Origin of the sequence: Aliarcobacter cryaerophilus ATCC 43158 (genome assembly GCF_003660105.1) — a bacterium.
GTDB lineage: Bacteria > Campylobacterota > Campylobacteria > Campylobacterales > Arcobacteraceae > Aliarcobacter > Aliarcobacter cryaerophilus.
The window spans coordinates 1,197,805-1,211,533 of record NZ_CP032823.1 but is presented as its reverse complement, the minus strand read 5'-3'; the positions used below and the strand labels follow the sequence as shown (position 1 = coordinate 1,211,533).

The window sequence follows — 13,729 nt, the reverse complement described above, 5'->3', positions numbered from 1 at the left end:
TTTTTATTCTCCTTTAAAATAGTTTTAATACGCTGTAATACCAATATATCCATCAACTTGTCGTTCAATTACTTCAACAATTCCAGCTTGAGTAAATGAAATACCATCTATGAAATCACTCTCTTTCCACTTCATAGTCTCCATAGTATTTTTGCAACCAACAAATTCAACATCGTACTCCATCAAAGATTTTATTCTTTTTAATGTATCTTTATCATAATCTTTTTTTAGAGTTCTAAGACCTTTTCCATAAGCAACAACTACAATTTTTAAACTCTCAGCTGGGTACTCTTTTAAAATATTGTACATAGAACCAATAGTATGATTTACAGTATCTAAATCATTTACATAGAGTGAATATACTACTTTTCTTGGAGATTCAAAACTAGGTTTTGGGTCACTAAATTTTGTCTCTGCCAATACAAAACCAAAGAGACAAAGAATTAAAAAGAGTTTTTTTAACATTATACTTCCTTTACTTTCATATTTTTTAAAATCTTTCCAGACTCTATAATCTTACAATAAACTCCCCTATGACCTTTTAAAATTTTTGGTAAATTCTCATTAAAAATACTCAAGTGGTTGCAAACGGTACATATTTGAGTTATTTGAATTATAGCTTCATCTATTTTGAAACATTCTGCTACTTTAAAATCATGTGGATCAAAATCTAATAAGATATTTTCTCCTAAACTTCCAAACTCTAAATCTATGTTAAATTCTTTTGCTAATTCGTATGATTTTAAACCAACAATCATAACAGTTTGGTCAAGATGTTTTTGTGCAAATTTATCAAACTCTATTCCATAATTTTTTATTAAATTTAAGCTTTCAACTTTTGGTCTTGGAAGTCCACTTGACTCTTTTGTTGCACTAAATATTTCTAAAACTTCACCTAAAATTTTCATTTGTTCTCTTTTAAAATATCTATAAAATCTTTTTTCTTCCAAGCCCCAGGATATTGTGTTAAAAGTTTTTTATTGTTGTTTACAAAAAAGAAACTAGGAGTTACTCTTTTATACTCTTTTTGTAAATCAAAAGGAAGTGAAGTTTCATCCATATCAACTTCAATAAAAATATAGTTTTTTTCTAATAATTTTTTTATTTCATTATCTGCAAAAACCTCCTTATCCATTTTTTTACAAAAATAACAACTACTTGAAGTTGCATAAACTATAATTTTTTTATTTTCATTTTTTGCTTTTATTAGGATATTTTGTTCTTCTTCTTTAGAGTATTTTGGTTCTTTATATACCTCTTGCTCTTTAATATTATTTTTAAACTCCATAAAATAACTAACTAAATTTAGATAATCATCTTCACTTAACTCACCTTTCATACTGCTTTTATTTTCATAGTGTCCTAAAGCGCTATCATCACAAATTGAGTTAAATCTATCTGGATTTTCTAAATAAGATTTTAAATAACTATTTATTTCAATCTCTTGAAACTCTTTATCATTTTCATCACCAATTTTTTTTGAACTATCAAACATTGCCCAAACTATTAAGTTTGCACTTGGAGCTTTTAAATTTAAAAGAGTATTGTTTTTTTCAAGAAAATTTTCTTTTAATAAATTCATAGGAATATACTCTTTATGACAAGATGCACATTTTGCATCAAATACTTTTTTGCCATCTTCAAAATTTGCAAATAAAGCTATTATAAAAACAAATAAAATAGATAATATTTTCATAAATTCTCCAAAATTTTTGTAAATAGAACTATATAAATTTATGGCTCTATTTAAAAAAAACATAAAGAAAAAATCTTTATGTTTTCTAGTTTATATAATCCCTGGATTACCTTTAACTCCTACAATATCAGGAGTATCAATTTTTATTTTACTAATATGTTTCATATTTTTTAAATATGTCTCAACAGTTTCCCAAATTGGTTCACCTTCACTTTTGGCTCCTACAGTTGACCAACCAGCAACTTTATATGATTTATTAGCATCAAGTTTTTCACCTGTTTTGCTTAAAATAATATTTGTGATTCTCTCTCCAATTTTTGCTTTTGGATCTATTTTATAAGATATTCCACCTGTTCTTACCATATCTCCACCTTGTTGTAAAAATGGGTCTTCATTAAATAAGTTATCAGCAACATCCTCTAATATTAGTTTTAGTTCACTTCCTTTAATATCTCTTGCATAAGTTTCAGGATATGTCATAGCTGTTTGTGTCATTAAATCATCAAAAGTGATTGTTTGATTTGGCATAACAGAAGTTCCCCATCTAAATCCTGGGCTTAGAGAAATTTGAGCACCTTTTACATCGATTAATGCATCACATATAATTTGATCCCATGAACCATTGAAGTTTCCTCTTCTAAATAGTGTTTCTTCTGTTGTAGCTATTGGGCGTGTTAGCTCTTTTAAATATGGAAGTCTTACATCTTCTATATATTTTTTCATCTCTTTATTTTCAGGAACTAAATCAGAAAAAATTGGAAGAAGTGTAAATTTGAAATCTTTAATTTTTCCATTTTGAATATCTAAATCTAAAACATTTAAGAATTTTCCATTACTTCCTGCATTACAAACATAAGTTGTACCAGATGAATTTTTAACGGGATAAGCTTCTGGAACACCATCGTGAGTATGACCACCCATTATAAAATCAATTCCGGTACAAACTTCCGCCATTTTCTTATCTGTATCAAAACCATTGTGAGATAATACGATAATAGCATCAGGTTTCTCTTCATCTTTTATTTTATCAACTAACTCTTGCATACTATTTTCATTTATTCCAAATGTCCAATCAGGAATAAATCTTTGAGGATTTGCAATAGTTGTATATGGAAATGCTTGACCAATAATTGCAACTCTTGCTTTTCCTAAAGTTTTAATAGTATATGGTTTAAATGCATGACCACTATCTTCATCATAAGCTTCAACTCCATTCATCATAGAGTCCTCTTTTACAAAAATATTTTGAGCTAAAAATTCTGCATTTAAAGCTTTAATATTTTCTAAAACTTCTTCTGCTTTATATGTAAATTCCCAATGCCCAACACAAATATCGGCTCCAAGTAAATTTAAAGCCCCAATCATATCTTTACCTCTAGTCCATAAAGCTGTTGCACTTCCTTGCCATGTATCTCCACCATCTAAAAATAGAGTTTTATCTTTTCCAAAACTATCTCTTAAAAAATCAACTACTGTTTTTATTTGTGCAAAACCACCTGTTTTACCCATAACTTTTGCATGCTCTTCAAAATTTACACATGAAAATGCATATTCAAGCCTTTTGTTTCCTTTTATTCCATAATAATCTAAGAATTTTTCGCCAACAATATGAGGAGGCTTTCCTAGATTTCCATAAAATCCTAAATTAACACTAGGTTCTCTAAAATATACAGGCAATAACTGTGCATGGCTATCTGTCATATGTATAAATCTTGTATTACCAAATGGTTTTAATTTATAATAATCTTCAATTCTTTTTGTAGTTTCTACCATTCTTGTATGAGAGTTTGCAAATACAGGAGCAGCTCCTAAAATTGCCATCATATAAACAAACTCTCTTCGACTAAATTTACTCATTTTTATTCCTTTTGCTGTATAAATAAAAAAAGTCAAGATAAAATCTTGACTTTTAAAAAATAGTTTTAAATACTTTTAGTATTTGTAACCATCACTAGGACTAGCTAATTTCCAAGTTTTTTTTGCTTGAGCTTCTTGTGTTAAAGCACTAATTGCAAAGCTACAAGCTCTCCAAGTTGCAAATTCAATTGAAACTTTTTCACCAGTTGGCTTAGCTTTATCATCTACAAGCTCAATCTCTTTTGCATCATTTTTAATAGCATCTTTAGAAGCTTCAATATATTGACTATTTTTCATACCAAATCTCATAAACTCAACACCATGTTCAATAGCTACTTTATTGTATTTCTCAGCTGTTTGAATTACTTTTTCAAGTCCATTTGTTTTTACATCACACTCTTTTTTTACATCAAGTTTTGAGTAATTTTCCGCTGCACTTAAATTTAGTCCAAAAGATAAAAGAGCTACTGATATCGAAATTTTTAAAATATTTTTCATTTTCATATCCTTTATTTTCTTACATCTGGACCATCAACTGGCATATCATTTGACATATAAGCTAAGAAATATATCAATTCAATCATAGTTTGGCTTTCATCTTTTGGTGAAACTTGACCTTGATCTACAATACAACCAGAAAGTCTTCTTTCAATTGTTCCTATATCTGTCCATTTAAGTCTTAGTACAGGAAAGTGTGTTACTTGACCTAAAAGTGGTGATAAAACCTCATTTCTAACTCTTTGTCCAGAACCTTGAATATGACAAGTAGCACAAGATAGTTTTAAATAACCTCTTTGAGTATAGTAGTACTCTTTTCCTCTTTCATAAGCCTCTTTTTCAGCTTTACTATTGATTTTTATATCAAAATTTTTACCAGCTTCTTTACTCTCATTTACCCAATAAGCTTGAAATTCAGCCATAGGACCTTTTTTTGTTCCCCACTCTTTCTCACCATTTGCTCTTAAACAATCATTAACAGCTTTTGTTAAAGATATCATCTCTTTTTTATTTTTATCATAGTAAGGATATGTTCCAGCATTTGTTAAATCAGGGAAACATGTTTGCAATGAGTTTCCATTTGCAAACTTTTTAGTATATAAAGCTTCACCTTTTTCAATAGCATCTTCATAAGGTGGCATCTCTTTTAGTGCTTCATATTGACTTCTAGCATCTTTTGAATAAGCATAACTTCCAATATTAAAATCCATATGTTTTAAATTTTTATCATATTTTTGTTCAAGTTCTTCTTTTGTGAAATAATGAAAAAATCTATCTTTATTTTTTGCTGGATCTTCAAATTTTGCTTCAAAGAACTTTATCATCTCTAATCTATCTTTTTCGGCACCTGCATTAAAGTTTGCAGCACCTAAAGATGATATAAATAGAGCTAAAACAGTAGTAGATTTAACTATTTTTTTAAGCATTTTCTCTCCTTTTATTTAAAATCAAATAGTTTAAACTATTTGATTTTCTCTACTGTTGTATCACTATTTCCTTTTAAATCTTTCCAAGTAATTTCAATATCATCTCCAGCTTTTGCACCTGTAAATGAAAATTTGAAGTAAGGGTCTTTTGATAAGAATTGACTAGAAGATACTTCGTATACAACTTTTCCACCAACTTTTGCAACTAAATATGTAATAAAGTTTGCCTCTTTTTTAGCTCTTTCAGCTTCTTGATAACTTAACATATCATGACTTGCTAATGCTTTTACTTCACATACACCATTTTTATCAATTTTTGCTTTTATTTTTGTTGTTCCTGCCATTTTATATCCTTTTTTTATTTTTATAATTTTTTATTTTATCTTTTTATTTAGTGATTAGCTGAACTAGGTCAACCACCACAACCACCAATTGTAACTTTTATCTCTTTAGAAACAGAGTGTAGTTTTCCACCAACATCTGCAATTACTGTAACAGTACCTGTTTTTGCCATTTTAATTCTAAATGCATAATCTAAAACCATATCAGGAGTTGTTGTAAATACAGCAACTGCACTTTCAGGATTTGCATCTTGGAATACTGCAATTTTAGTTGCTTTTAAATCCGTTTTAAAAGCTATTGGAATAACTGCACCATTTTCAGCAATATCTGGAGCTGTTAATGAAATTCCACCTTGAGTTGTAGTTGTTGTTCCAAAAATTTCTTTAACTGCATCATCAACTTTTGTAGCTGTCCAAGCTTTTGGTTTGCTAGCTCTAAAATCCTCTGCACTTAAACTACTTGGAATTGCAGCAACTGCAATAGCACCTAAACCTAAACCTAAAAAATTTCTTCTATTTAACATAATTCTTCCTTTATTTTAATTTATTGTTTTTAAATAAGCAACAACTGCTTTTATCTCATCATCACTTAACCATCCATTTCTTCCAAATGCTGGCATAGCAGTTATTGGATCACCTGGATTTGTTGGGTCAAAAATTTTATTATACAAAACTTCATCTGGCCACATTGCAAGATACTGCAATTTTGGTCCCATAGTTCCAGGACCATCTAGTGTTTTTCCATTTGCATCATGACAAGCTATACAGTTACCTTTTGTATTAGTAGTATATATCTTCTCACCTTTTTTAATCAATTCTGAATTATCTGCTTGAGCATTTACTACAAATAGTAAGCTAAAAGCAAGATATGTAGCATATTTTTTGATTAAACTCATAATACTCTCCTTATTTACTTGATTGAATCATATAGTCAATGATTTTTTTAAGTTCATCATCACTTAAATCAGTTCCACCTCTAGGTGGCATACTATTTATACCATTTATTCCGTTATAATAAACTTTATCTATACCATTTTTAATAATTTTTTCCCAAGCAACTTTATCACCTAAAACAGGGGCTCCTATGGCTGCATTTGCATGGCAAGCAGAACAACCAGCATTTTCATACTCTACTTGTCCTGGTTTTTGAGCTGATTTATCATTTTTTGGTAAATCTCTTAAAGTTGATAGTGGCTCATTTGCAGTTGTAGTTAAATCATCTTGTATTCTCATAATAAGATGATTTATATCACCTTTTATACAATCTTTCATACATCTTTCACCCTTTCCATATAGTGTTGGATTTGAAAGATATTTTTTCATATTTTCAACACCTTCTTTTGGGTTATTTGGTGTGTTTGTCTCTGGATAAAAACCTTGTACATTAGGCATAACTATTTTCAAAAATTTCTCTTTATCTAAAATATAATCATCATCAAGTTCTTCACCATCAATAGTTATATTATTTAAAGATAATAAATATGCAGTAAGTGCATAAGTTTCGCTATTTGTTAAAGTTTTTGGTGCATTAAAAGGCATTGACTCTTGAATATACCAAAAAAGTGTACTAGCATATGGCCAAAATGAACCTATAGTTTTATCTGGATTTTCTGGATTTGGATTTTCATCTGCTGGATTTAATCTTTGATTTTTTAAACTCTCAACACTTCCTCCTGCTAGTTTTGGATAACCTTTTCCACCACTTCCAAAATCTCCATGACACATAACACATTGAGCATCATAAAGCTCATTTCCAAGCTCTACACTTCCTTGTGCTTTTTTAGGCTTTCCATCTTCTAAAACAACTTCACCTTCGTGCATATCAAATTCTGGAAGACCTGTTCCTTCATACATTACATCTTTATTCCAAGCAGCTATCTCTTTTTTAGTAGCATCTCTTCCAATATTTAAACCATCTAACTTTTGTGTATTTACATGATATTGTGTATATTTGTCATCTTTTACTGGATACTTAACAGCTCCATCAACAGAGGATTCAGTTTTTGAAGCTGTATTTGATGTTGTTTCATTACAACCTGTAACTAAAATAGCTAAACTAATAGCTAGAAGAGTACCTTTAAGCTTTGTGATGTTTTCTAATGTGAACATTATTACACTCTCCTTTTGAAGTTATTTCCCAAGTTACAATTGCATTTCTATGATAAACACTTTCTACTCCAACAGCTTTTGTTTCTTCATCAATAGTTGGTTGAACATTTCCAAAGTCATCGTAAGAACGGCTTGATAAAAACAGAGGTTTTCCATCCCATTTGTAAATATAACTAAATCTAGTCCATGATTTTGGTAAAACCAAACCTTTTAGTTTTGCTTCAACCCAATTATTCCCACCATCAAAAGATATATCAACACCTTTAATTGTCCCATGACCACTCCAAGCAAGACCTTCAATTTCTACCATATCACCAGCTTTTAGATGAGTCCAAGGTTTTTCAGGACAAGGTTTTGTAATTACAGAGTTTACTTCATTTACCCAGAAAAATCTTACTGATCTTCCATCTTTTTGAAGCATTGTATATTTTGAAGTCTCTTCTTTTGCGTGCCAAGGTTTATCACTAAATTCAAGTCTGTTTAACCATTTAGTATTTAAATTTCCTTCCCAACCTGGAACAACAAGTCTTACTGGGTATCCTTGTTCAGGTCTTAATGCTTCACCATTTTGAGCCCACACAACCATAACATCATCAAGTGCTTTTTCAACAGGAATTGTTCTTGGATTAGAAGCATTATCACTTCCAACAGCTAACATCCAAACAGCATCTTTTTCTAAACCAATATCATCAAGTATAGTTTTTAGCATAACTCCAGTCCATTGAGCTGAACTCATCATACCTTTTATAAATTGTAAACTATTAAATTGTGGACCTCTCCATTCAGGGCTTCCATTTGCAGGACATTCAATAAAATAAGTTCTAGTTTCACTTGGATATCTTTTTAAATCTTCTAAAGTTAAAACAACTTCTCTTTTTACTTTACCATGAATCATCAATCTAAATTCATTTGGATTAATATGTGCTGTTCCTCCATGGTTTCTTGTAAAAAATAGTCCATTTGGAGTAATTATTCCTTCACTTTCATGAATTGGGCATAAAGAAATAGAAGCATAAGCATCACCTGAAGATAGAAGGTTATGGGTTCTTCTAATATTGTTATGCTCATAAGGTGAAGGAATACCATATAGGTTTTTATCTACAGGGTCACCTAACTTTTGTCCCCATGGGGCTTCTTTTATTATTGCTTCATCATCAGCTCTTAAAGACATAGGTGACAAAACAGTTGCCGCACTTATTGCTCCAGCTAAATTGATAGCAGTTTTTTTAAAAAAATCTCTTCTACTTGTAGTCTCTGTAGACAAAGAGTCTTTTTTTATCTCTAAAACTTCACTATTTTTCAAGCTAACCTCCTAATAAAATTTAATATTATTTCAAATAATTCTGAATTTTAATTATAGGTTTTATAACTTAAAACGAAACTTAAAATATTAATTTTTCTTATATAATAATTTTTAAAAATACGAAAAAATAGCATATAAATAGCATGGATAAATATATATTATATTTTAAATTTGTTTTGTTTATAAAAATATTTAAGTTTTATTTTCTATCGTTTTATTATCTAATTTAAATAACTTATATAATTTTCTAATTACTATCATTAAAATCAATCCATCTAGCATACTTGCAATAATAAAAGAGAAATATTCTTCTTGAGTTATTAATCCATAATTGTATGAAATCATTGCAATTGCAACCATAAAAGTAAGTGGCATTGAATCACTTAATGCAAAAAGTGTTGTTTGTTTTGGTTTTAGATAGTTTAAAAAAACTAGATATGAACTAATTAATCTTATAGATATTATAGTTCCCATAATAAATATAGCATGTTTTAAAATTTCTAAAGTTATCATATCTAACTTTACAGTTGAACCTGTGTAAATAAAGAAAATTGGTGCAAAAAAACCAAATCCAAAAGACTCTATTTTGTGTAATAACTCTTCTCTTTGCATAAAAAACATTTTAAAGAAAAGACCAGCCGTAAATGCTCCTAGGACAACATCTATTTTTAAAATAAGCATGATTGATACTAAAATTAGCAATAAAGAGATTGAAAATCTAATATCTTGATTATGTTTATCATCTATACTATCTGGAATTAAATATTTTTTTACTTCTGGAAACCACCAAAAAAGCATATAAGAAAATCTAAGAAGCAAAATTGTACCAATTATTACACTAATAATTGTTAGAATTGATACAAAAAATCCACTACTTAAACCACTATTCTCTGTCCAACTAGTAAAAAGAGTAAGTGCTAAAATACTTACAATTTCACCAACAACTCCTATAGAAAGAGCTAAGTTTAACCACGGTTCATCTTTTCCATACTCTTTAATTAGCATCATTAACATTCCCAATGAGAAGATAGGAAGAGCTACAAAATATGTTAAACCCAAATTAAAAAACCAACAAACAGCTCCTGCAATTGAGTATAAAAGAACAAAATATAGTATTACATTTAGAGCCATTGTTGCTTTTATTATCTTTACTAGTTTGAAATTTATCTCTAAACCTGCTAAAAACATAAGGTAAATAAAACCAAATTTAGCAACTAATTTTAAAGTTTCATCATCATAAATAAGTCCAATATAACCACAAAATAGACCTAAAATTATCTCTACTACTACTACAGGAGCTTTTATAAGTTTTGAAACAAGTGGTGAAATCATTATTATTGTGCAAATTGTAATAATTAAAATAATCTTTTCCATATACATCCTAAAAAAATATTAATATTTTGAATTTCGATATTAATATAACTATTCTTTATCTTCTATTATCATTCCAGCTTCCCTCAAAAATGGGCTAGCAACGAAGCTTGTCTTTTTTAATTTATCGTATTTTGCAAAAGATAGATATAAAATATCTTTTGCTCTTGTAACTGCAACATAAAATAATCTTCTCTCTTCTTCAAGGCTTCCACCTTTACTCATAAGCTTTCTATTGGGAAATCTTCCATCCATTAAATCTATTATATAAACCTCTTTAAATTCCAATCCTTTACTAGCGTGAATTGATAAAAGATTAACTCCTTCTCCCTCACTAAGCTCACTTCCACCTAAAATCATAGAGTTTATAAACTTTGATAAATCGGAAAAATTTTTTGATAAATTTCTAAGTAACATAGCTTTTCTATTTATTTTTGCCAAAGATTTTGTTTTTTGTATAGAATTTACTGTACCATCTTTTTGAGTTGCTCTTTTTGTTGATAACATATCTTTTAATCTTGAATAAATCATTGAAGAACTAATTGATGTAACCATTGTTTCTGGATTTTTTGTTCTTTTTAATTGCTTTAAAAGAAGATATAAATCATAAATATATTTAGCTCCATCAACTCCTAGTTTTGGATGTTTTAATATAGGATTTCCTAAAAATGCTTCTTCAAAACTACAATCTTTAAATTTAGAAACTGTTCCTAGTTCTATAAAATCGTCAAAAAGACCTAGTTGTTGGCTTTTTCTTTTTGTTTCATAAGGATTATTTATATCTTTATTTGGGTAGAAAAGACCATTTAATAAATTCCCATTTCCTAGTTTTATTAAAGCATCAAAAATATCTTTTGCTATTGCTTTTCCTATTCCTTTTCCATGTTCAACTATGTGTATAAAAGCCATCATATCGTTACTTATAACTTGTAAAACCAAAATATCTAAAATAAATTTAACTTCAACAGAATCAAAAAAACTAAGTCCACCTTTTCTTTTTGCAGGAATTCCAAACTCTCTTAAGTTTGCTTCAATACCATCTGCACTAGAGTTATTTCTATAAATTATTGCAATTTCACTGTGAGCAGTATTACTTTTTGAGATAAGTTCTGAAATATATTCATATTGTGAAAAAAGTTCATCAAAAGCTAGAAGCTTTGGAAGGTAACTTGTTTGGTTTCTAACAACTTCTAATTTTTTTGGATAAATTCTTTCATTGTATTCAATAACTTTTGTTGCTAAGTCTAAAATAGGTTTTGTAGATCTATAATTTTTTCTTAATGTAAAAACATTTGCATCTGGATATCTTTTGCTGAAACTAGAAATAATACCAATATCAGAACCATTAAAAGCATAAATACTTTGGTCATAATCTCCTACACAAAATAGTGATTGTGGCAAAAAAGCATCAAGAAGTCTCCCTTGCAAAGGATTTGTATCTTGATATTCATCCACAAGTATCTCTTTGAAATTAAATCTTTTATCTTTTAAAATTTCAAGCATTGTTGTTAATAAATCATCAAAATTTACATATCCATACTGTTTTTTTAAATTATTAAACTCATCAATAACATCTTCATATATTAAGCTATATATCTCTTGAGTTGAATTTTTCTCTTTTAACCAGCTAGTGAAATCTTCACTATTATTTGAATTTAAGTACAAAGAGTACATATCATATAAATATCCACCATCATATGGATTCGCTTCATCACTTCTATCCATAAAAACTCGTTTTTCATAAATAGATTTAAAGAGTGTTTTAAGTTCATTTGGTTGTTTTAAAGTAATATTTATCTCTAATTCTTTTAAAAGTTTATATGATACAGAGTGAAATGTTCCAGCCATAATCTCTTTTGCTATCTGTTTTGAAAATATATTAGAAACTCTTGAAACCATTTCCGAAGCAGCTTTATTTGTAAAAGTTAAAAGTAAAATTTCATTTGGTTTTACTCCATTATTGAGTAAATGAGAAATTCTTCCAACAATTGTTGAAGTTTTACCAGTTCCTGCACTTGCAATTATAAGATTGTAACCGCTTTTGCAAAGTATGGCTTCTTTTTGTTCTTGATTTAGATTTGATAGTGGCATATTTAAAAGCTTGTGTATATTTTTATATAGAATGAAATCATTTTAAAATACTATCATAAAAGGTTTAAGCTATATTGAAATGGCATAAATGAAAAAGTAAGCAAAAAAAAAGGTCGCCTAGGGGAAGCGACCTTTCTACACAAGGAAACATAAAAAAATTATCTATTTAAGAAATTTATCTTAAAAAATACTCGTATAAATTAAGTTATTCACTTAACTTATGTTGAAATTATATACAGAAAAGATTAATGTAAAATTAATCAGTAGTAAAATTTAATAAATAAATTAAAAATTCCTATTTTAATATATAATTATAGGCTTTTTAGTTCTTTCTATAACCTCTCCAATAATTTTTGCATATCCAAAACTAAAATCTTCAATCTCTTTTATAAACTCTTTTGCATCATTTTTGTTTATTGCTACTAAAAGTCCACCAGAAGTTTGAGCATCACATAAAATTTCTTTTAAAGTTGGATCAATATCTTTTGAAAAATATGTTTTATCTTCCATAAATTTTAAGTTTCTTTTTGAACCACCTGGTAAAACACCATTTAGGCATAGCTCAAAAGCTTCTTTTATAAAAGGAACTTCGCTAGATGATATAGAAAAACTAATATTTTCACTGACACACTCAAAAGCATGTCCTAATAGTCCAAATCCTGTAATATCTGTACAAGAACTAACTTTATATTTTTTCATAATTTTTGAAGGTATATAGTTTAAACTAGCCATAATTTGGGCACAATGTTTTGTTAGATTTAAATCTATTAAATCTCTTTTTATAGCTGTTGTTAAAACTCCCATTCCAAGTGGTTTTGTAAGAACTAAAACATCACCAATTTCTGCACTATTATTTCTCTTTACATCTTTTGGGTGAATTATTCCTGTGACGCTCAATCCATAGTACATCTCTGGTGTTTGGATAGTATGACCACCTAAAAGTGAACCACCACACTCTTTTATTTTTTCAAGTCCACCTCTTAAAATTTCTCCTAAAGCCTCTTTTGAAACATTTGTACTATCAAATCCAACTATATTTAAAGCTGTTTTAACCTCTCCTCCCATTGCAAAAATATCACTCAAAGAGTTTGCTGCAGCAATTTGTCCATAAATATATGGATCATCAACTACAGGAGTTATAAAATCAACAGTTTGTACTAGAGCTAAATTTTCATCTATTTGGAAAATTCCAGCATCATCACTTGTATCAAATCCTACTAAAATTTTTTCATTTTTTTGGTTTAAACTACAAAGAGCTTGTTTTAGATCCCCCGGACCCATCTTTGCAGCACAACCAGCAGCTTGAACAAATTTTGTCAATTTGTGTTCATTATTCATTTTTATATCTTTCTTAAAAAATTGAATTATTATACTTAAGCAAATTTAAATTTTTAGTTAAACTAAAGTAAAAAATAATTTACTATTTAAGGTCTGGTTTATAAACAATTTACTATCATAGAAGTCTAATTAGTTCACAGAGCATAGGTTATGCTTTGAAATAAATAGAGTTAAACTCTATTTTATCTCTTGATAGAAC

14 protein-coding genes are annotated in these 13,729 nt (G+C 28.6%); all 14 read right to left on the bottom strand.

Annotation, left to right across the window (positions count from 1 at the left end; genetic code table 11):
- Positions 1–24: 24 nt before the first annotated feature.
- The 14 genes from ACRYA_RS06090 to selD all read right to left on the bottom strand — a co-directional run bounded on the left by ACRYA_RS06090 (position 25) and on the right by selD (position 13,530).
- Entirely contained in the window at positions 25–465 is a 441-nt protein-coding gene (locus ACRYA_RS06090) for a DsrE family protein (protein ID WP_105916644.1), read from the bottom strand.
- Positions 465–908 carry an MOSC domain-containing protein gene (locus tag ACRYA_RS06085; protein ID WP_105916643.1) on the bottom strand — a complete coding sequence of 148 codons (444 nt, stop codon included), beginning with the start codon at positions 906–908 and terminating at the stop codon, positions 465–467. The genes ACRYA_RS06090 and ACRYA_RS06085 overlap by 1 nt, the downstream gene beginning before the upstream one ends.
- On the bottom strand, positions 905–1,696 hold the full coding sequence (locus ACRYA_RS06080; protein ID WP_105916700.1) for a thioredoxin family protein: 792 nt from the start codon (positions 1,694–1,696) through the stop codon (positions 905–907). Before ACRYA_RS06080 ends, ACRYA_RS06085 begins: the two co-directional genes overlap by 4 nt.
- Positions 1,697–1,786: 90 nt before the next feature.
- The gene (gene soxB / locus ACRYA_RS06075; protein WP_105916642.1) at positions 1,787–3,553 is read right to left on the bottom strand and encodes a thiosulfohydrolase SoxB; all 1,767 of its coding nucleotides are present in this window, start codon (positions 3,551–3,553) and stop codon (positions 1,787–1,789) included.
- Positions 3,554–3,628: 75 nt separating this feature from the next.
- Complete coding sequence (locus ACRYA_RS06070) at positions 3,629–4,051, bottom strand: hypothetical protein (RefSeq protein ID WP_170144477.1); 423 nt, start codon at positions 4,049–4,051, stop codon at positions 3,629–3,631.
- 11 nt (positions 4,052–4,062) lie between these two features.
- On the bottom strand, positions 4,063–4,977 hold the full coding sequence (soxA, locus tag ACRYA_RS06065; RefSeq protein WP_105916640.1) for a sulfur oxidation c-type cytochrome SoxA: 915 nt from the start codon (positions 4,975–4,977) through the stop codon (positions 4,063–4,065).
- Between the two features lie 35 nt (positions 4,978–5,012).
- Complete coding sequence (gene soxZ / locus ACRYA_RS06060; protein WP_066155796.1) at positions 5,013–5,321, bottom strand: thiosulfate oxidation carrier complex protein SoxZ; 309 nt, start codon at positions 5,319–5,321, stop codon at positions 5,013–5,015.
- A gap of 68 nt (positions 5,322–5,389) precedes the next feature.
- Positions 5,390–5,842 carry a thiosulfate oxidation carrier protein SoxY gene (gene soxY / locus ACRYA_RS06055; protein ID WP_105916639.1) on the bottom strand — a complete coding sequence of 151 codons (453 nt, stop codon included), beginning with the start codon at positions 5,840–5,842 and terminating at the stop codon, positions 5,390–5,392.
- A 15-nt stretch (positions 5,843–5,857) separates the two neighbouring features.
- Positions 5,858–6,214 carry a sulfur oxidation c-type cytochrome SoxX gene (soxX, locus tag ACRYA_RS06050; RefSeq protein WP_105916638.1) on the bottom strand — a complete coding sequence of 119 codons (357 nt, stop codon included), beginning with the start codon at positions 6,212–6,214 and terminating at the stop codon, positions 5,858–5,860.
- A gap of 10 nt (positions 6,215–6,224) precedes the next feature.
- Positions 6,225–7,427, bottom strand: a complete 1,203-nt coding sequence (locus tag ACRYA_RS06045) for a c-type cytochrome (protein ID WP_105916637.1) — start codon at positions 7,425–7,427, stop codon at positions 6,225–6,227.
- Positions 7,396–8,730: a sulfite dehydrogenase gene (gene soxC, locus ACRYA_RS06040; protein ID WP_105916636.1), complete on the bottom strand. Its 1,335-nt coding sequence runs from the start codon at positions 8,728–8,730 to the stop codon at positions 7,396–7,398. The genes ACRYA_RS06045 and soxC overlap by 32 nt, the downstream gene beginning before the upstream one ends.
- 192 nt (positions 8,731–8,922) lie before the next feature.
- A complete protein-coding gene (locus tag ACRYA_RS06035) occupies positions 8,923–10,104 on the bottom strand; it encodes a cation:proton antiporter (protein WP_105916635.1) in 1,182 nt (393 codons plus the stop codon).
- A gap of 48 nt (positions 10,105–10,152) precedes the next feature.
- Positions 10,153–12,192, bottom strand: coding sequence for an ATP-dependent helicase (locus ACRYA_RS06030; RefSeq protein ID WP_105916634.1), 2,040 nt, complete (start codon positions 12,190–12,192; stop codon positions 10,153–10,155).
- A gap of 300 nt (positions 12,193–12,492) precedes the next feature.
- A complete protein-coding gene (selD, locus tag ACRYA_RS06025; RefSeq protein WP_105916633.1) occupies positions 12,493–13,530 on the bottom strand; it encodes a selenide, water dikinase SelD in 1,038 nt (345 codons plus the stop codon).
- Positions 13,531–13,729: the final 199 nt, after the last annotated feature.

Excerpts from the sequence above, each read along its gene's own strand:
- ACRYA_RS06090 (WP_105916644.1), bottom strand. The coding sequence starts at position 465 with ATGTTAAAAAAACTCTTTTTAATTCTTTGTCTCTTTGGTTTTGTATTG.
- ACRYA_RS06085 (WP_105916643.1), bottom strand. The coding sequence starts at position 908 with ATGAAAATTTTAGGTGAAGTTTTAGAAATATTTAGTGCAACAAAAGAG.
- ACRYA_RS06080 (WP_105916700.1), bottom strand. The coding sequence starts at position 1,696 with ATGAAAATATTATCTATTTTATTTGTTTTTATAATAGCTTTATTTGCA.
- soxB (WP_105916642.1), bottom strand. The coding sequence starts at position 3,553 with ATGAGTAAATTTAGTCGAAGAGAGTTTGTTTATATGATGGCAATTTTA.
- ACRYA_RS06070 (WP_170144477.1), bottom strand. The coding sequence starts at position 4,051 with ATGAAAAATATTTTAAAAATTTCGATATCAGTAGCTCTTTTATCTTTT.
- soxA (WP_105916640.1), bottom strand. The coding sequence starts at position 4,977 with ATGCTTAAAAAAATAGTTAAATCTACTACTGTTTTAGCTCTATTTATA.
- soxZ (WP_066155796.1), bottom strand. The coding sequence starts at position 5,321 with ATGGCAGGAACAACAAAAATAAAAGCAAAAATTGATAAAAATGGTGTA.
- soxY (WP_105916639.1), bottom strand. The coding sequence starts at position 5,842 with ATGTTAAATAGAAGAAATTTTTTAGGTTTAGGTTTAGGTGCTATTGCA.
- soxX (WP_105916638.1), bottom strand. The coding sequence starts at position 6,214 with ATGAGTTTAATCAAAAAATATGCTACATATCTTGCTTTTAGCTTACTA.
- ACRYA_RS06045 (WP_105916637.1), bottom strand. The coding sequence starts at position 7,427 with ATGTTCACATTAGAAAACATCACAAAGCTTAAAGGTACTCTTCTAGCT.
- ACRYA_RS06035 (WP_105916635.1), bottom strand. The coding sequence starts at position 10,104 with ATGGAAAAGATTATTTTAATTATTACAATTTGCACAATAATAATGATT.
- ACRYA_RS06030 (WP_105916634.1), bottom strand. The coding sequence starts at position 12,192 with ATGCCACTATCAAATCTAAATCAAGAACAAAAAGAAGCCATACTTTGC.
- selD (WP_105916633.1), bottom strand. The coding sequence starts at position 13,530 with ATGAATAATGAACACAAATTGACAAAATTTGTTCAAGCTGCTGGTTGT.